Source organism: Massilia phyllostachyos (genome assembly GCF_021044825.1).
GTDB classification, from domain to species: Bacteria; Pseudomonadota; Gammaproteobacteria; order Burkholderiales; family Burkholderiaceae_D; genus Telluria; species Telluria phyllostachyos.
Window position 1 is genome coordinate 202,738 of record NZ_JAJNOC010000002.1, and the last position, 17,730, is coordinate 220,467.

The following is a 17,730-nucleotide window of genomic DNA, read 5'->3' on the forward strand; positions in this document are numbered from 1 at the left end:
GCCGCGGTTCGCGCATGCGCCTGCTGCCGCGCCGCCTGGTCGAGAACTGGCGCCAGAACATCGTGTTCCGGCTCGGCGCCGGCATCGTGCTGGCGGTCGCGCTGTCGACCGGGGTATATACCACTTACACGCTGCACACCCTGCGCACCGAGGCCGACGCGCGCCTGCAGGAGCGGGTCGAGCGCCAGGCCAAGGTGCTGTCGCACGCGCTGGCGCGGCCGCTGTTCGACATCAACAGCGCCGCCGTGTCTTCGGTGGTCGACGCCCTCGGCGCCACCCCGGAAGTGCAGACCCTGCAGGTGCTGGCGCCGGACGGCACCCTGCTGGCGGCGCTCGGCAACACGCCGGGGCACGAGAGCGAACCGGCGGTGCGGGTGCGGCGCCGCATCAGCTACAACGACGGCGCCCGCACCTACCCGGTGGGCGCGATCGAGCTGGCCTTTTCGCGCGCCCAGATCGACCAGGACCTGCGGCGCCAGATCGTGCACACGGCCGCCGCCAACATCCTGCTGACCCTGGCCATCGTGGCCTGCGTGTTCCTGGTGGGGCGGCGCATGTCCGAACCCTTCGCCGACATCCAGGACGCGCTGGAAAAGCTGGCGCGCGGCGAGACCGACATCCGCCTGTCCGGCATCGGACGGCGCGACCAGGTCGGACGCCTGTCGTCGGCGGTGCGGAGCTTCCGTGACACCCTGAACCGCCTGCGCCACGCCGAGCAGGAAACCCTCGGCCTGCTGCGCGAGAAAAGCCGCATCGAGCAGCAGCTGCGCGAACTGAACGAAGACCTGGAACAGAAGATCGCCGCCCGCACCGAGGAGCTGACCCAGTCGAACCTGCGCGCGGAAGCGGCGAATGTCGCCAAGTCCGAGTTCCTGGCGAATATGAGCCACGAGATCCGCACCCCGATGAGCGCCATCATCGGCATGGCCTACCTGGCGCTGCGCACCGACCTGAATCCGAAGCAGCAGGACTACGTCGGCAAGATCCACCGCGCGGCGCTGTCGCTGCTCGGGATCATCAACGACATCCTCGACTTTTCCAAGATCGAGGCCGGCAAGCTCGAGGTCGAGCAGGTCGCTTTCGATCTCGACGAGGTGCTGTGCAACGTCGCCAGCGTGACCAGCCAGCGCGCCGCCGACAAGCGCCTCGAATACCTGTTCCATGTGCCGCAGGCGGTGCCGCGCCGGCTAATTGGCGACCCGCTGCGCCTGGGCCAGGTCCTGATCAACCTGGTCAACAACGCGGTGAAGTTCACGCCCAGCGGCGAGCTGCAGCTGTCCTGCATTCCCCTGCGCGAGGCGGATCCGGGCCGGGTGCGGCTGCGCTTCGCGGTCAGCGACACCGGCATCGGCATCGGCGAGGAGCAGCAGGCCAAGCTGTTCCGCGCCTTCAGCCAGGCCAACGGCTCGACCACGCGCGAGTACGGCGGCACGGGCCTGGGGCTGTCGATCTCGCAGCAGCTGGTGGGATTGATGGGCGGGCGCATCGCGGTCGACAGCGAGCCGGGCTCCGGCGCGACCTTCCACTTCGACCTCGACTTCGCGCTGTCGGGCGAGCCCGAACCGTCCCTGGCGCTGCCGCCCGAACTGAATGGCGCGCGGGTGCTGGTGGTCGACGACAGCGTGCTGGCGCGCGCGGTGCTGCGCGAAGCGCTGGCGGCGCTGCCGCTGCGGGTCGAGTGCGCGTCCGATGCGCGCCATGCGGAAGGCGCGATCGGGGCCGCGGATGCGGCCGGCAATCCCTACCTGCTGGTGCTGACCGACTGCACGATGCCGCGCATGGACGGCATCGACCTGGTGCGCCGCATCCGCGAAAACAGCGAGCTGCGGCGCCCGCCCTTGACGGTGCTGGTGACGCCCTTCGGCCGCGACGACGTGCAGGCGCGCGCGGAAGAGGCGGGCGTGAACGGCTTCCTGTTCAAGCCTTTCGTCGGCTCGTCGCTGTCGAGCACCCTGGCCGGGCTGTTCGCGCAAGCGCCGCGCGAGAACGCCAGGACCGGCGTGGTGCGTCCCGCCCAGCATGCGGCGCGGGTGCTGGTGGTCGAGGACAACCTGGTCAACCAGCAGATCGCGCGCGAGCTGCTCGAGTCGCAGGGCATCGACGTCGACGTCGCCTCGAACGGCCGGCAGGCGCTCGACAAACTCTTCGACGCCGGCCCCGATGCCTACCGCCTGGTGCTGATGGACCTCGAGATGCCCCAGCTCGACGGCCACGCCGCCACGGTGGAGCTGCGCCGCGATGCGCGCTTCGACGCGCTGCCGGTCATCGCCATGACGGCGCATGCGCTGTCCGAGATCCGCGAGCGCTGCCTGGCCGAGGGCATGCAGGACTACATCACCAAGCCGGTCGAACCCGCGAAGCTGTACGCCACCCTGTCGCGCTGGCTGGGCAAGGCGCTGCCGGCGCGCACCGCGCCGGAGGGCGGCGACGGCGGCTCCATGACGGCTGCGGAGCCGGGACTGGCCGGGATGGCCGGCATCGACGCCGCCTTCGGCCTGCGCAATGTGGGCGGCAACGGCCGCCTCTACGTCGAGCTGCTGGACCGGTTCCGCACCTCGCAGCGCGACGCCGGCTGCAGCATCCGCGCCGGCCTCGATGGCGGACGCCTGCGTGACGTCACCGTGCGCGCGCATGCCTTGCGCGGCGTGGCCGGCAATGTCGGCGCGCGCGAGCTGCAGGCGCTGGCCCAGGAAATCGAGGAAGAAGCCGGGCGCGCCAGTCCCGACCTGGCGCGCCTGGAGGCCAGCTGCGCGATGCTGGAACGCGCCCAGGCCAGCCTGCTGGACGCCCTCGACACTTATTTCGCCGGGCGGCCCGCGGCGGCGCCGGTCGCGCCGCTGCCGGGCGCTTCGGCGCTGGACGCGGCCAAGGCCGTGGCCCAGCTGGAAGCCATGCTCGCCGAGTTCTCCGGCGAAGCCACCGACTTTTTCGACACGGTGCGCGGGCCCCTCGGGCGCCTGCTCGGACCGGCGCTGCTCACGCGCCTGGAAAGCCACCTGTCGCGTTACGAATTCGAGGAAGCGCGCGCCGTGCTGGCCCAGTCGCACGGCGGCGCTCCTGCCATCGCGGAACACATATGAATCCAGCCCTGCAGAGCAAAGCCGAGAAACCGACCATCCTGATCGTCGACGACACGCCCGACAACATCATGCTGCTGTCGCGCCTCCTGAAGGACAAGTACAACACGAAAGTGGCGAACAACGGCAGCACCGCCCTGCAGGTGGCGCTGGCCACGCCCGAGCTCGACCTGATCCTGCTCGACGTGATGATGCCGGGCCTGGACGGCTACGAGACCTGCCGCCAGTTGAAAGCCAACCCGGCGACGAGCGACATCCCGGTGATCTTCCTCACCGCGAAGAACCAGATCGAGGACGAGGCCATGGGCCTGTCGGTAGGCGCGGTCGACTACCTCGGCAAGCCGATCAGCCCACCGATCCTGTTCGCGCGCGTGCACACCCACCTGACCCTGCGCGCGGCGCGCCGACAGCTCCACGAACACAACCAGAACCTGGAACGCATGGTGCGCGAGCGTACCAGCCAGCTGCTCCTGATGCAGGAGGCGCTGATCCTGGCCATGGCCTCGATGGCGGAGACGCGCGACGGCGGGCCGGGCAACCACCTGCGCCGCACCCAGCACTACATGCGCGCGCTGGCCATGAAGCTGCGCAGCCATCCGCGCTTCGCCAGCCACCTCACGGACGAGAACATCGAGCTGCTGTACAAGTCGGCGCCGCTGTGCGACATCGGCAAGGTCGGACTGCCCGACCATGTGCTGCAAAAGCGCGGCAAGCTCGATCCGGAGGAATTCGAAGTCATGAAGCTGCACGCCGCCTACGGGCGCGACACCATCATGCTGGCCGAGAAGCACCTGGGCGGCTCGAACAGCTTCCTGATGTTCGCGCGCGAGATCTCCTACTCGCACCAGGAAAAGTGGGACGGCAGCGGCTATCCGGAAAGCCTGAGCGGCGACGCGATTCCGGTGTCGGCGCGCCTGATGGCGGTGGCCGACGTGTACGACGCGCTGATCTCGCGCCGCATCTACAAGCCGGCTTTCACCCACGCGCAGTCGCTCGAGATCATGCGCCAGGGACGCGGCAGCCACTTCGACCCGGACGTGCTGGACGCCTTCTTCGCCATCGAGCACGAGTTCGCGCGCATCGCCGAGGAATACCGGGACGCCGAGGAAGAGGGCGTGTAAGCAGCTATATCACTGCGCCGGATCAAGCGCGCGCGTTGGCAGTCACGGGGCATATCGACTATATTGTTTAGCTTGTTGAAACAATGGAGTCTGTAATGCCCAGGAAGTCAGCCGCCACGCCGGCGGCAGCCAAGGCCGTGCCTGCGAAAGCGCCGGCCAAGGCGGTAGTCAAACCAGCTGCGAAGCCTGCAGCGAAGCCGGCTGCGAAGTCGGCTGCAAGACCCGCAGCCAGATCCGTCAAGACCGCGGCGCCACGCAAGACGGCGGTGAAGTCGGCCGTCAAGGCCGCCGCCGGCGCCCTGGCGGCGCCCGCACCCAAGCGTAGCCGCAAGGCGGCGCCACCCGCACCCGCCGTCGCCGCCCCGCGCGACGCCGCGCGCCCGGTGCTTGTGCGCGACAGCTTCACCATGCCCGAGCAGGAATACGCGGTGCTCGCCGACGTCAAGAGCGCCTGCCTGCGCGCGGGGATCGACGTCAAGAAGAGCGAACTGCTGCGCATCGGCGTGGCGCTCCTGGGCCAGGTCGACATCGCCACCCTCAAGACCGTGCTGGCGGCGCTGCCGCAGCTGAAGACGGGTCGCCCACCAGCCGCCGACTAAGGGGCTGAAAACACCGTTGGCTGGAAAACCGTCGCACCGGCGCAGGCCGGTGCCCAAGTTCGTCGAATAGTCGAAACGCATGCAAACTTAGGCACCGGCCTTCGCCGGTGCGACCTGCGGAAGGCAACAATGTGGTCGGGCCGCGCGAGCAACCGACCGCCGCTAGTGGATCGACGCGCTGGTGAGTTCCTTCAGCTCGCGGATCGGAATATTCGATTTCTCATGCATCCGCAACAGGATGGTCGCCCCCACATTCAGCTTGCGGTGGCGGATCTTGCTGATGATCGGCGGCTGCACTTCGAGGACGCGGCATAGCTCCGCGTCGTTCTTCAGCTGCATGCGCTCGATCAGGGTGTCGAGCAGCTTGTTGGGCACGAAGCTCGACGGCTCCAGGGCGCGGGCCCGGTGCATCGCGGCGAGCATTTCCTGTTTTTTCTGTCGTACGCTCATGTCGGTTCTCCGAATATAAAGGTGGATTCGGGACGGATCGACTTGTTCTGGAAGGCCCTGCCTGTTGATCTGAATTTGCCTGGGGTGGCGGGTCGTTGTGATATTACTACGACTCCGTCTAGCGCGATTCACGATTCAGACGCAAAATTGTTTCCATTTGCGTCTTTCTTCGCGGAACTTACGCTAATTTCAATCCGGAACGAGTCAGGAGCAAGACCTGGTCGGCCATGGCGGCCGCGGCATGGGAGTGGGTGACCATGATGGCGCCGGCGCCGCTCTGGCGGGTTTCCTGGCGCAGCAGGGTGAGGATGCCTTCGGCGGTCTCGGGGTCGAGGTTGCCGGTCGGCTCGTCGGCCAGCAGCAGGGCGGGGCGGTGCACCAGCGCGCGCGCGATCGCCACCCGCTGCAGTTCGCCGCCCGAGAGCTGGCGCGGGAAGTCGCCACCGCGCCCCGCCAGGCCGACCGCCTCCAGCATCTGGTCGGCGCGTCCGGACGGGGCCCGGTTCAGCAGCAGCGGCAGCGCCACGTTCTGGCGCAGGGTCAGGTGCGGCAGCACGTGGAAGGCCTGGAAGATGAAGCCCATGCGGGTACGACGCAGCAGCGTCGCGGCGTCGTCGTCGAGCGCCGCCATCGGGGTGCCGTCGACGATCACCTGGCCGCCGTCGGGCGTGTCCAGGCCCGCGATCAGGTTCAGCAGGGTCGACTTGCCGACCCCGGACTCGCCCATGATGGCGACGAATTCGCCGGCGCGGAAGGTGTGGGACAGGGCCGCCAGCACGGTGCGGCCGCCGTAGGATTTGGTCAGTTGGTCGAGAACGAGCATCGGGCGATTGTGCTGGAAGTCAGCGCGTGAGGGCGCGCCGCAGCGCGAAGCTGGCGCCGTCCACCGCCGCTACCAGCAGCAGCATCGCGATCACCACCGTGGCCGCGCTCTGCATCTGGAACAGCGACAGGTGGTACTTCAGCATCTGTCCCAGGCCGCCGGCGCCGACCACGCCCAGCACCGCGGCGGCGCGGATATTGTTCTCCCAGCGGTACAGGGTGTAGGACAGCATCTGCGGCAGCGCCTGCGGCAGGGTCGCGTAGAGAAACGCGGCGAGCGGCGCGGCGCCGTTGTCGCGCAGGGCGGCTTCGGGCTGCGGCGCGACGTTTTCCAGCGCGTCGGCGAACAGGCGCCCCAGCACGCCGGCGGTGTGCGCCGCCAGTGCCAGGGTGCCGGCGAACGGGCCGAGGCCGGCCGCGACCAGCAGCAGCGCCGCCCACACCAGTTCCGGAATCGAGCGCAACACGTTCAGCAGCACGCGCGTGACGCCGCGCGCCACGGCGCCGAAGCGGCCGCTCCCCGGCAGCGCCAGCAGCAGGCCGCCGATCACGGCCAGCAGGGTGCCGACCAGCGACATCGCCAGCGTCTCCCACAGCGCGCCCAGGGTCCTGGCCACAAACGCCGGCGCGGTCTCGGGCGGCGTGAAGCCGGCCAGGAATTCGCGCGCGGAGGTCAAGGCATCGGGCGCGAAGAACGCCGCCCATTGCAGGTCGAGCGAGGCGAAGCTGGCCACGACCAGGGCCAGCAGGAGCAGCATCAGCAGCGGCGTGCCGATCGACCGTGGCGGCGGTGGCGGCAAACCCGGCTTCATCCGAGCCTCCGGCGCAGCAGTTTCGAGACCACGTCGGCCAGGGCGACCAGCAGCACGAACATGATCAGCATGGTCGCCACTTCGCCGCCCGCCATCATCTTCGTGCTTTCATCCATGCGCTGCCCCAGGCCGCCCGCGCCGACGAAACCCATCACGGCCGAACCGCGGATCGCGCATTCCCAGCGGTAGACGGTGTACGACACCAGTTCGGCGCTCGCATCGGGCAGGGCGCCGTACAGCAGCGCCGGCAAACGCCCGCTGCCGTTGGCGAGCAGGCTGTCGAGCGCATGGGCGTCGCTCGACTCCAGGATCTCGGCATACACCTTGGCCAGCATGCCGCTGTAGGCCAGCGCGATCGCCAGCACGCCCGCGGTCGGGCCCAGGCCGACGATGCGCACGAACAGCAGCGCCCACACCAGCTCCGGCACGCTGCGCAGGAACACCAGCACCCAGCGCAGCAGCTGGCGAATCACACGGCTGCCCGGGCGCATGCGGCCGGTGCCCAGCAGCGACAGCGACAGGCGTTCGGTGATGACGAGGGTGGCGGGAACGGCGCCCAGCAGCGCCAGCGTGAGGCCGGCGGTGGCGATGGCCACCGTCTGCCAGGTGTCGCGCGCCATCATGGCCAGGAATTCGGGGTCGTGCGCGGGACGCAGGAAGTCGCTGAGGAAACCGCCGGCCGCCGCCAGGCTTTGCGGGTCGAACAGCAGCCAGGGCTTGAATTCGCTGGCCGTCAGCATCGGCCACAGGAGCAGCAGGCAGACGACGGTGGCGGTGACCCGGCCGCGCCAGGCCGGGTCTGGATGATGCACCGCCGCCATCAGAAGCAGGCGCCGACCGCGATCCGGTCGGGCGACTCGTGCGGGTGTTCGGGAGGCTGCGCCACGTGCTCGTTTTCGTAGAGCGCGGCGATCATCGCGTCGCTCACCTGTTCGCGCGGCAGGTCGAACACGATGCGTCCCGCGCGCAGGCCGACCAGGCGCGGGAAGTGGGCGCGCGCCATTTCGACCTGGTGCAGGCTGCAGACCAGCAGCGCACTGCGGCTGGCGGCTTCGCGCTGCAGGGTGGCCAGGGTGTGCTGGGCCAGGGTCGGGTCGAGCGCGGAGATCGGCTCGTCGACCAGGAACACTTCGGCGTCCGAGAGCAGCAGGCGCGCCAGGCCGCAGCGCTGGCGTTCGCCGCCGGAGAGGCGGTCGACGCGCGCATACAGCTTGTCGCCCAGGCCAAAGCGGCTCAGGGCCGCATGCGCCGCATCCGGATCGCGCGGTTTCACCAGCGAGGCAAAGGCCTGCCACAAGCTCATGTACGGCAGGCGCGCCGCCAGCACGCTGGTCACCACGCGCTGGCGCGGCGGCAGCGGCGGCGTCTGCGGCGCCAGGAACAGGCGCGAACGCAGGCGGTGGCGCGCGCCCTGCGACAGCGCCCACGGGTCCTGGCCGAACACCTCGAACCCTCCGGCGGCGGGCCGGTGGGCGCAGGCGAGGGTGGCGAGCAGGGTCGTCTTGCCGGCGCCGGAAGGGCCGATCAGGGCCAGTTGCTCGCCCGCCGCGATGCCCAGGTCGAGGCCAGCCAGGGCGGGCAGGGCGTCCGCCTTCGCCGCCAGGTGGCGCACCGTGAGGTTCTCGAGCCGGTAAGTCATCGCGCGCAGCCTGCCCAAATTACTTCAGCAGGCCGGCGTTGCGCGCGGCCGCTTCGATCGCTGAGTAGTTGGCGGTCTTGGTCGGCACGAACTTGGTCGCGCGCTGCAGTTCCAGGATCTGCTTGCCCTCGGCGGTCGAGTCGTCCAGGGCCAGGAAGGCGTCGGTGATCTTCTTTTTCAGGGCCGCGTTCATGTCGCTGCGCACGGTCCAGTTGTAGTCGTAGTAGCCCGGGGTGGTGTAGAACACACGCACCACTTTCGGGTCGACCTTGTTCGACTCGACCAGCTTTTCCCACACCGAGATGTTCAGTGCGCCGGCATCGACCTTGCCGCCCGCGACCGCTGCCACGGTGGCGTCGTGCGCGCCCGAGAAGGCGATGCGCTTGAGGTCGGTGTCCGGGTTGATCTTGGCGCCCAGCAGGAAGGAGCGCGGCATCAGGTGGCCCGAGGTCGACGACTCCGAACCGAAGGACAGGGTCTTGCCCTTCAAGTCCGCCAAGCTGTTGATCGCCGGGTTAGTGGTGACGAACACCGAGCGGAATTTCTCGTCTTCCGCGCGCTGCACCAGCGGCGTGACCTGGCCCTTGCTGCGCACATTGGCCTGCACGAAGGTGAAGCCGCCGAACCAGACCATGTCGATCTTGCGGTTGATCAAGCCCTCGACCGAGGCCGCGTAGTCGGTGACCGGGGTGAACTCGACCTTCAGGCCGGTGGCCTTGGCCAGGTAGTCGCCCAGCGGCTTGAACTTGCGCTGCAGTTCGGTCGGCGCTTCGTCGGGGATGGCGGAGACGCGCAGCACACCCGGGGTGTTCTGGGCATAGGCGCCGCCGGCGGCGAACATCAGGCCGGCCGTGGCGGTGGCGGCAAGCAGGGATTTCAGGACACGCGAAGGCGAGAAGGAGGTCATCTGAATCGTCTTTCTTATTAATTAGAGGAATGATGCGAACCGGCATCGACACGCGCGCACGGCAGGGAAAACAGCGTGGCAGCGAATCCGCTATCATGGCAAAAACTGCAACATCGTTTTCGACTAACCTTATGCCATGGCGCATGGTGCGGTATGGCGGCACGAATGATAACGCTTATGCACATCTCCTGCACGGAAGAAGTATCTCTCGCCGCTAATGCGCACGAGGCCGACGAACTGCACGCCGGGCTGGTGGCCGAGCAGACCTGGATCTCGCCCAAGTTCCTCTACGATGCGCTCGGTTCGAAACTGTTCGAAGCCATCTGCGAGCTGCCAGAGTATTACCCGACCCGCACCGAGGCCGCGATCTTCGCGCGCCACGGCGCCGAGATGGCGCGGGTCGCCGGGCTCGGCTCGACCCTGGTCGACCTCGGCGCCGGCAACTGCGCCAAGGCCGCCTCGCTGTTCCCGCTGCTACAGCCGGCCCAGTACGTCCCGATCGACATCTCGAGCGAATTCCTGTGCGACGCCCTGGTGCGCCTGCGCCAGCGCTTCCCGCACATCGCGATGGAAGGCCTCGGCATGGACTTCTCGCAGCGCTTCGAGCTGCCGCCCCAGGTGCGGGAAGAGCGCCGTCTGTTCTTCTACCCGGGCTCCTCGATCGGCAACTTCACGCCGGAGGAAGCCCAGGGCTTCCTGCGCCGCCTGCGCGCCCAGTGCGGGGACGATGGCGGCGTGCTGATCGGCGTCGACCTGGCCAAGGACAAGGCGACCCTGGACGCCGCCTACGACGACGCCCTCGGCGTCACCGCCGCCTTCAACCTGAACGTGCTGCGCCACGTGAACCACCTGATCGGCGCCGACTTCGACATCCGCGCCTGGCGCCACCACGGCTTCTATAACGCCGCGCGCGGCCGGGTCGAGATGCACCTGGAAGCGCTGCGACGCCAGGAGGTGCGCTGGAACCGCGGGGGGCGCGTGTTCGAAGCGGGCGACTGCATCCACACCGAGAACAGCTACAAATACCAGCAGGCCGACGCGATCGCGCTGCTGGAGCGTTCCGGCTTCGAGGCGACCCGCGTGTGGACCGACCCGCAGCGCTGGTTCGCGGTGATCCACGCGCAGGCGATCGCCGGAGCGGGGAAGTAAGATGGGCATCGGGCAGCGCGAAGACCTGGTCCACGCCTTCCAACGGGTGCGCGCGCGCTCGCTCGAGATCGCGGCGCCGCTCTCGCCGGAAGATTGCCTGGCGCAGTCGATGCCGGACGCCAGCCCCATCAAATGGCACCTGGCGCACACGACCTGGTTCTTCGAGACCTTCATCCTGGAGCCGAACGAGGACGGTTTCGCACCCTTCCACCCGGCCTTCCGGGTGCTGTTCAACTCCTATTACAACGGCGTCGGCGCCAAGCATCCGCGTCCACACCGGGGCCTCTTGAGCCGGCCGTCGCTGGACGAGGTGCGCGCCTACCGCGCGGACGTCGATCGCCGCATGGCTGCGCTGCTGGGCGGTCCGAAAGGGATAGAGGTCGCCGCGCTGGTCGAACTCGGCCTGCAGCACGAGCAGCAGCACCAGGAACTGATGCTCACCGACCTCAAGCACCTGCTGGCGCAGAATCCGCTGTATCCAGCCTACACGCCGCAGGCGATGGCGTCCGGGACGCAGCCGGCTGCGGCCGACTGGATCGCCTTCGAGGGCGGGCTGGCGGAGATCGGCTACAAGGGCAGCGGCTTCTGCTTCGACAACGAGTTGCCGCGCCACCGCACCTATGTGGCGCCGTTCGCGCTTGCCTCGCGCCTGGTGACGAATGGCGAGTACCTGGCATTCATCGACGCCGGCGGCTACCGCGACCCGTCGCTGTGGCTGGCCGAGGGCTGGGACCGGGTCTGTGCAGGCGAGATCACCCGGCCACTGTACTGGGTCGAGGGCGACGACGGTCGCTGGCAGGAATTCACGCTGCACGGGCTGCAGGCGCTCGACCCGGCCCGGCCGGTGACGCACATTTCGCTGTATGAGGCTGACGCTTATGCGCGCTGGCGCGGCGCGCGCCTTCCCACCGAAGCCGAGTGGGAATTCGCCGCGCGCCGGGCGGCGCTCGCGGGCGGCGCCCTGCATCCGGAAGCTGCCAGTGGCGAGGGACTACAGCAGATGTTCGGCGCCTGCTGGCAGTGGACCGCCAGCTCGTATGCGCCGTACCCCGGCTATGCGCCGGCGCCCGGCGCCATCGGCGAATACAACGGCAAGTTCATGGTCAACCAGTACGTGCTGCGCGGCTCGTCCTGCGCCACGCCCGAGGGACACGCGCGCGCCAGTTACCGCAACTTCTTCCCGTCAGGCGCGCGCTGGCAGTTCACCGGGATCAGGCTGGCGCGATGACTCGGCGCCGTAGTTGGCGTGAACGCATGCTCGACCAGCGCGCCAACGTCTGGATCCTGTCACATCCGCTGGCCTTCGCCATCCGGGTGATCAAGGGCTTTCGCGCCAACCAGGGCCTGCTGCTGGCCGGCGCCGTCGCCTATTACGCGCTGCTGTCGATCGTGCCCTTCCTGATGCTGGTGGTGGTGGCGCTCTCGCACTTCCTCGACCAGGCCGAGCTGCTCGAAACCCTGGAACGCTACCTGGGCCTGCTGGTGCCGGGCCAGTCGCGGCCGATCGTGGCCGAAGTCGCGCACTTCCTGGAAAACCGCGAGCTGATCACCTGGGTGCTGGGCATCACCATGCTGTTCTTCAGCTCCTTCGCCTTCACCGTGCTGGAGAATGCGATGAGCGTCATCTTCAAGCACCGTGTCGAGATCCGGCGCCGCCACTTCCTGGTGTCGGCGGTGCTGCCTTACTGCTACATCCTGGCGCTCGGCTTCGGCGTCATGATCGTCACCCTGGTGGCCGGCACGCTCGAGGTGATGGGCGAGGAGAGCGTCTGGCTGTTCAACTACCAGTGGTCGCTGAACGGCGTCTCGGGCGTGCTGCTCTACCTGCTCGGCCTCATGGGCGAGATCCTGGTGCTGACCTCGATCTACCTGGTGATGCCGGTCGGGCGGCTGTCGATCTGGCACGCGACGATCGGCGGCGTCACGGCGGCGTTGTTGTGGGAAGTGGCGCGCCATGTGCTGGTGTGGTATTTCTCGACGCTGTCGCAGGTGAACGTCGTGTATGGATCGATGACCACGGCGATCGTCGTCATGTTCAGCCTCGAGATCGCGGCGACCCTGCTGCTGCTCGGCGCCCAGGTGATCGCCGAATACGAGCGGGTGGGGCAGGGGCAGGAAGCGGCGGCGCCGAAGCCATTGCGTACCGAACCGCCCACCGTCTGAGTCTTGCGGTTAGTCAATTGCCTGCATTCTAGCAATGGCACAGTACCGTCTTGCGCCAGATTAAGCGCGGCGCAAGACTTCTGTTCGAGGAGATGCCATGAGCCAGATGCTCGCCTTCATCCTTCCGATGCCGGTCGCCATCGCGCTGGTCTTCGCCCTGGTGTTGCTGCTTGTCTTCAGCGTGGTGGCGCTGTCCTTGCTCGAACCGGCTCCGGTGCGCGCGCCGGCGCAGACTGAATCCAGGGACCCGTAGGCATCCGCCATGCTTCGGCTACACTGCCGGGCATGGCTCACTTCTACCTTTGCTGGGAACTCGGCGCCGGGCTCGGTCACGCGGCCCGCCTGCGCTCGATCGCGCTGCCCTTGACCGCGCGCGGCCACCGCGTCACCTACGTGCTGCGCGACCTGGTGCAGCCGCGCCGGCTGTTGCGCGACAACGGCATCGAGGTGCTGCAGGCCCCGGTCTGGCTGCACCGCACCGCCGGTCTGCCGCAGGTGCAGGCCAGCCTGGCCGAGATCCTGCTCGCGGTCGGCTACCTCGACGCCGAGGCGCTGGCCGGCCTGTGCGCGGGCTGGCGCGGCCTGTTCCGGCAGGGGCGGCCCGATTTCGTGATCGCCGACTACGCTCCCACGGCCATGCTGGCCGCGCGCAGCATGGGCATCCGGAGCGCCGCGATCGGCACCGGCTTCCAGGTGCCGCCCGCCGCGCAGCCGCTGCCGGCCTTTTATCCCGGACTGCCGGAGCAGCGCCTGCGCAGTACCGAGGCGCGCGTGCTCGACAGCGTCAACCGCGTGCTGGCGCTGCACGGCGCGACGCCGCTGGCGCATGCCTGCGAGCTGCTGCGCGGTGATGAAGCGCTGCTGTGCGGCTGGCCGCAGCTCGATCATTACGGCCGCCCTGGTGACGGGCCCTGGCTCGGCCCCAGTCTGGCGCCAGCGGTTCCAGGCGAGGTGGTGTGGCCGCAAGCTGAGGGGCCGCGCGTGTTCGCCTATCTGAAAGCAGAGGGGGCGGGGGTGCGCGATGTGCTGGCGGCGCTGGTGCGCCGTGGCTGCCGCGTGCTGTGCTACCTGCCGGAAGTGGCGAGCGGGGCGCCCGCGCCGCTGGACAGTCCGCTGCTGCGCTTCGCGTCGACACCGGTGCCGTTGCCCGCGGCCCTGGCCGAATGCGAGCTGGTGGTCTGCCACGCGGGAGAAGCGACGACCGCCCAGTCGCTGCTGGCAGGACGCCCGCTCCTGCTGCTGCCGATGGCGACCGAAAGCTTGCTGATGGCGCGCCAGGTGGAGCGGATCGGGGCGGGGATCAATGCGCTGGCGGCGCCGGGGCCGTGCGACTGGGATGGTGTCGTGGGCGCGCTGCTGGACACACCCGCTTACCGTGACGCGGCGCGGGCGTTCGCACGGCGCCACGCCGGCTTCGACGGCGCCAGACAGGCCGAAGCGCTGGCGGACCGGTTCGAAGCGATGCTGAGTGCTTAAGCCACCGTGACGCGCGCGGCGCCGTCCTGCATGCGGCCGATGACGGCAGCCTCGCCGAATCCCTCGCGCGCGAACAGCGCCAGCACCTCGTCCACGCTCTCGGGGGCGCAGGACACCAGCAGGCCGCCGGAGGTCTGCGGGTCGGTCAGCAGGGCGCGCTGGGATGCGGTGATGGTGGGGGCGAGCTCCACGTCCTTGCCGTAGGCGTCCCAGTTACGGCCGGATGCGCCGGTAAAGAAACCGTCCTGCGCCAACTGCAGCACGCCGGGCAGCAGCGGCACCTTGTCCATCTCGAGCTGGGCCGACAGTTGCGCGCCGCGCGCCAGCTCCAGCAGGTGGCCGAGCAGGCCGAAGCCGGTGACGTCGGTGAGCGCATGCACGCCCGGCATGTCGGCCAGCAGGCGGCCCGGCTTGTTGAGCTTCGTGGTGTTGGCGATCATGGCCGCATAGCCCTCCGGGCCGAGCACGTCCTTCTTGAGCGCCGCCGACAGCACGCCGACGCCGAGCGGCTTGCCCAGCACCAGCACGTCGCCCGCCTTTGCATCCGCATTGCGCTTGACCTTCGATGGATGCACCAGGCCCATCACCACCAGGCCGTAGATCGGCTCGACCGAGTCGATGGTATGGCCGCCGGCGATCGGGATGCCCGCTTCCGCGCACACCGACTCGCCGCCGCGGATGATCTGGCCGATGGTCTCCAGCGGCAGTCTATTTACCGGCATGCCGACCAGGGCCAGCGCCATGATCGGCGTGCCGCCCATCGCGTACACGTCGGAGATCGCATTGGTGGCGGCGATGCGGCCGAAGTCGAAGGGATCGTCGACGATCGGCATGAAGAAGTCGGTGGTGGCGATCAGCGCCTGCTCGTCGTTGAGCTTGTACACGGCGGCGTCGTCGGCGGTCTCGATGCCGACCATCAGCTCCTTCGGGATCGGGAAGCCGGTCGACTTGCCGAGGATTTCGGCCAGCACTCCGGGCGCGATCTTGCAGCCGCAGCCGCCGCCGTGCGAGAACGAAGTCAGTTTGATGGGTTGGTCTGGCTGGGTGCTCATCGTGGTCTTTCGTGTTGGTTGGGCGCGCCGGGCGCGGCAAGGAGCAGATTATCCACCAAGTCGCGCAGCGCCGCTTGCTCGGCGCCGGGCGTGAACAGGGCGGCGCGCGCCGCGCACTGGCGGCGCAGCAGGGCGGCGAAATCCGGGTCCGCGATGCTGCGGTCGACCAGGCGCGCCAGCGCACGGGCGTCGCCGACCGGGAAGTAGCCGGCGTAGTCGTCGCCCAGCATGCCGCGGTTGCCGCTGATATCCGAGGCGAGCACCGGGACGCCGCTGGTCACCGCTTCGATGATGACGTTGGCGCCGCCTTCCATGGTCGATGTGATGGCCATGGCGTGGCAGCGCTTCAGGCGCTGGCGCGCGGTTGAATGGGGCAGGGGGCCGAGCCAGCGGTAGCGCGGGTTATTCTTCTGTGCGCTTGATGCGGCCTCGCCCAGCGCAGGGTCGAGCGCGCCGCCGATGTGCAGCAGGCGCGCGCCGGGCGTCGTCACCAGATCCGCGGCGCGGATGAAGGTCAGCGGGTCTTTTTCTTCGCGCAGGTGGCCGATCATGCAGATGTCGGTGAACCGAGCTTCGGGCGAGCGCACATGGGGACGCAAGGCCGGCGCCGACTGGTAGATCACCTGCGCTTTCAGGCGCAGCGCTTCCGGCAGCGCAGCGAGGCCCGCCGGCTGCAGCAGCACCAGCTTGGTGGCGGATGCGAGCGAGGCGCGCGCCTCGTGGCTGTCAGCGATATCGCGGTACAGGTCGGTGCCGGTCAGCACCAGGATGGACGGGCGCGCCGGATGGGCTGCGGCGAAGGCGGCCAGGCTGGATGCGGAGCGGCGCGCGTGCAGGACGATCAGCAGGTCGGGCGCCGGGTCGTCCGGCGTCCAGCCGCCGGCAATCTGCACGTCGTACGTGCTTTGCAGGAAGCGCTTCCAGCGGCTCGCCGACTGCCAGTTACCATTGTTCTCGCGGGCGGTCGCCGGGCTGACGATCACGATACGCTTGCGCACTGCCGAGGCTCCAGAGGACGGGAATGCGATTATACGTCCGGGGTCGCTTTCCATGCGATATGGGTATCAGTCGTTGATCTCCACATTGGCTTCGAGCCAGAGGGTCGGTTTGGCATTCATCATCGAAACAAGATTCGGATGCAGGCTGAAAGCGATCGACTTGGGCTTGCCACTGACCCGCACTTCGGCGCTGGAATCGGCCAGGGGTTGTGGTCCGCACAAGTCGGGACAGAGTGGGACGGCGTCGGGAGGCATCACGTGGACGGAGGCAACCGCATACGTTGCCCCTTTCTTCGACACCGCCTTTGCGCCTTCCACTTTCACAGCTAACTTGTTTCCATTCCTGGACATGGTGCAGCTTGCGATGGTCTGCGTATGGGCGAATGCGGAGCGACCGTCGTCTGAAAACACCGGGATTTTTCCGCTGACCTTGCACAGCTCGGTAATCTTGTTGACCGTTCCGTCCCTTGCCTCGATCAATTGGACCTTGGCAGTCATCCTGGCTTCGCGCAGCTGCGGAGGCCTGTTTGGAGGCGGGGGGATTGCGTGTGCCGGCAAGATGCTCAGCAGTAGCGTGGCGGCAATCAACCGATTCCGGTAGGGCCTGGTGGAGAACGCGTTCATTATGGTCATGATCACCGATCCACCGTATAGTCACCGCGCGACAAATCGGCAAGACGTGCGAGCCCATCGGAAATCGTGGCGGTCCAGGGGAGGGGCATGATCAGAATTTGCTCGACGCCCAAGTGTTGCCGGCCTTGTTCGGTCAAGTCGATTTCCATGCGCTCTCCAACCCGGCGGATCGATGCGACGCCGCGGTAGCAAGCTGTCGACTGATCGTCGCATTCGATATACAGTCCATCGGCGTCCAGGGGAAAGTCGCCTTCTCCGCTCATGGTAGAGCACTGGAACATCACGTATTTCCCGGCGCCGCATTCATCATCGGAGAATGCGAAGACCAGGTTCCCGTCATTCTCCTCGAGCGAAACAAACGTCGCGAACAGTTCGTAGTTCATATTGTCGTTCCTCACCCTGCCAGGCAGCCATCGGGCATTAGCGATCGACCAGGCTTTTCTTGTATTTGCCGTCATCCTTCATGACTCGCGAGACCACCAGTGCCGCACCCGCGACGAAGAAGCCGTACCTCAGCCAAGGGGAAGAGGTTGGGAAGTAGCGATCCATTAGCATGAAGATGCCGAAGCAGGCGGACCAGGTGGCGTCGATCCATTGGCGTCTCGCAAGGCAGATAAGTGTTGAGAGTGCCCAGCATACGATGGGCAAGTCATTCCAGGTCATGCGGTCTCGGTCACGTATTGATGCGTTAACGATAAATTTGTCTATCCCTATTAGCATAGCGATGAGACTGGCTCAATAATGCGTGAATTGTCACAGAGGAAAGATCGCAGCCATGAAGAAGAGCGGCGCTGGCAAAAAAATGGCTGCCCGAAGGCAGCCATTTTTCATG

At 67.8% G+C, this 17,730-nt stretch carries 19 protein-coding genes; 8 read left to right on the forward strand and 11 right to left on the reverse strand.

Features of this window, described 5'->3' with window-relative positions:
* The first annotated feature begins 14 nt into the window (after nucleotides 1-14).
* The 3 genes from LQ564_RS07880 to LQ564_RS07890 all read left to right on the forward strand — a co-directional run bounded on the left by LQ564_RS07880 (nucleotide 15) and on the right by LQ564_RS07890 (nucleotide 4,797).
* Nucleotides 15-3,080 carry a response regulator gene (locus LQ564_RS07880; protein ID WP_231057560.1) on the forward strand — a complete coding sequence of 1,022 codons (3,066 nt, stop codon included), beginning with the start codon at nucleotides 15-17 and terminating at the stop codon, nucleotides 3,078-3,080.
* A complete protein-coding gene (locus LQ564_RS07885; protein ID WP_231057561.1) occupies nucleotides 3,077-4,198 on the forward strand; it encodes a response regulator in 1,122 nt (373 codons plus the stop codon). Before LQ564_RS07880 ends, LQ564_RS07885 begins: the two co-directional genes overlap by 4 nt.
* 95 nt (nucleotides 4,199-4,293) lie before the next feature.
* A complete protein-coding gene (locus LQ564_RS07890) occupies nucleotides 4,294-4,797 on the forward strand; it encodes a hypothetical protein (RefSeq protein ID WP_231057562.1) in 504 nt (167 codons plus the stop codon).
* Nucleotides 4,798-4,959: 162 nt separating this feature from the next.
* Here LQ564_RS07890 and LQ564_RS07895 read toward each other — a convergent pair whose 3' ends face one another.
* From LQ564_RS07895 to LQ564_RS07920, 6 genes are all read right to left on the reverse strand, one after another.
* Complete coding sequence (locus LQ564_RS07895; RefSeq protein WP_036211798.1) at nucleotides 4,960-5,247, reverse strand: hypothetical protein; 288 nt, start codon at nucleotides 5,245-5,247, stop codon at nucleotides 4,960-4,962.
* 178 nt (nucleotides 5,248-5,425) lie between these two features.
* The gene (locus tag LQ564_RS07900) at nucleotides 5,426-6,070 is read right to left on the reverse strand and encodes an ABC transporter ATP-binding protein (protein ID WP_231057563.1); all 645 of its coding nucleotides are present in this window, start codon (nucleotides 6,068-6,070) and stop codon (nucleotides 5,426-5,428) included.
* Between the two features lie 19 nt (nucleotides 6,071-6,089).
* Nucleotides 6,090-6,881, reverse strand: a complete 792-nt coding sequence (gene phnE, locus LQ564_RS07905; protein ID WP_231057564.1) for a phosphonate ABC transporter, permease protein PhnE — start codon at nucleotides 6,879-6,881, stop codon at nucleotides 6,090-6,092.
* A complete protein-coding gene (locus LQ564_RS07910; RefSeq protein WP_231057565.1) occupies nucleotides 6,878-7,702 on the reverse strand; it encodes a PhnE/PtxC family ABC transporter permease in 825 nt (274 codons plus the stop codon). Before LQ564_RS07910 ends, phnE begins: the two co-directional genes overlap by 4 nt.
* Entirely contained in the window at nucleotides 7,702-8,520 is an 819-nt protein-coding gene (locus tag LQ564_RS07915; protein ID WP_231057566.1) for a phosphonate ABC transporter ATP-binding protein, read from the reverse strand. Before LQ564_RS07915 ends, LQ564_RS07910 begins: the two co-directional genes overlap by 1 nt.
* Before the next feature lie 19 nt (nucleotides 8,521-8,539).
* Nucleotides 8,540-9,427: a putative selenate ABC transporter substrate-binding protein gene (locus tag LQ564_RS07920; RefSeq protein WP_231057567.1), complete on the reverse strand. Its 888-nt coding sequence runs from the start codon at nucleotides 9,425-9,427 to the stop codon at nucleotides 8,540-8,542.
* A 177-nt stretch (nucleotides 9,428-9,604) separates the two neighbouring features.
* On the opposite strand from LQ564_RS07920, the gene egtD reads away from it, so the two are divergent.
* From egtD to LQ564_RS07945, 5 genes are all read left to right on the forward strand, one after another.
* Nucleotides 9,605-10,576 carry an L-histidine N(alpha)-methyltransferase gene (gene egtD / locus LQ564_RS07925; protein WP_231057568.1) on the forward strand — a complete coding sequence of 324 codons (972 nt, stop codon included), beginning with the start codon at nucleotides 9,605-9,607 and terminating at the stop codon, nucleotides 10,574-10,576.
* A 1-nt stretch (nucleotide 10,577) separates the two neighbouring features.
* Nucleotides 10,578-11,804, forward strand: a complete 1,227-nt coding sequence (egtB, locus tag LQ564_RS07930) for an ergothioneine biosynthesis protein EgtB (RefSeq protein WP_231057569.1) — start codon at nucleotides 10,578-10,580, stop codon at nucleotides 11,802-11,804.
* 26 nt (nucleotides 11,805-11,830) lie between these two features.
* Entirely contained in the window at nucleotides 11,831-12,739 is a 909-nt protein-coding gene (locus LQ564_RS07935) for a YihY/virulence factor BrkB family protein (protein ID WP_231057570.1), read from the forward strand.
* Between the two features lie 97 nt (nucleotides 12,740-12,836).
* A complete protein-coding gene (locus tag LQ564_RS07940) occupies nucleotides 12,837-12,992 on the forward strand; it encodes a hypothetical protein (protein ID WP_231057571.1) in 156 nt (51 codons plus the stop codon).
* Nucleotides 12,993-13,024: 32 nt separating this feature from the next.
* A complete protein-coding gene (locus LQ564_RS07945; RefSeq protein ID WP_231057572.1) occupies nucleotides 13,025-14,215 on the forward strand; it encodes a glycosyltransferase in 1,191 nt (396 codons plus the stop codon).
* Here LQ564_RS07945 and selD read toward each other — a convergent pair.
* The 5 genes from selD to LQ564_RS07970 form a co-directional block, all read right to left on the reverse strand.
* Nucleotides 14,212-15,267 carry a selenide, water dikinase SelD gene (gene selD / locus LQ564_RS07950; protein WP_231057573.1) on the reverse strand — a complete coding sequence of 352 codons (1,056 nt, stop codon included), beginning with the start codon at nucleotides 15,265-15,267 and terminating at the stop codon, nucleotides 14,212-14,214. The two genes, LQ564_RS07945 and selD, sit on opposite strands and share 4 nt — an antisense overlap.
* Nucleotides 15,264-16,265, reverse strand: coding sequence for a selenoneine biosynthesis selenosugar synthase SenB (senB, locus tag LQ564_RS07955; protein WP_231057574.1), 1,002 nt, complete (start codon nucleotides 16,263-16,265; stop codon nucleotides 15,264-15,266). The genes selD and senB overlap by 4 nt, the downstream gene beginning before the upstream one ends.
* Before the next feature lie 66 nt (nucleotides 16,266-16,331).
* Entirely contained in the window at nucleotides 16,332-16,763 is a 432-nt protein-coding gene (locus tag LQ564_RS07960; RefSeq protein WP_231057575.1) for a hypothetical protein, read from the reverse strand.
* A gap of 137 nt (nucleotides 16,764-16,900) precedes the next feature.
* Nucleotides 16,901-17,281, reverse strand: a complete 381-nt coding sequence (locus LQ564_RS07965; RefSeq protein WP_231057576.1) for an Imm10 family immunity protein — start codon at nucleotides 17,279-17,281, stop codon at nucleotides 16,901-16,903.
* Between the two features lie 37 nt (nucleotides 17,282-17,318).
* Nucleotides 17,319-17,561: a hypothetical protein gene (locus tag LQ564_RS07970; protein WP_231057577.1), complete on the reverse strand. Its 243-nt coding sequence runs from the start codon at nucleotides 17,559-17,561 to the stop codon at nucleotides 17,319-17,321.
* Nucleotides 17,562-17,730 lie beyond the last annotated feature (169 nt).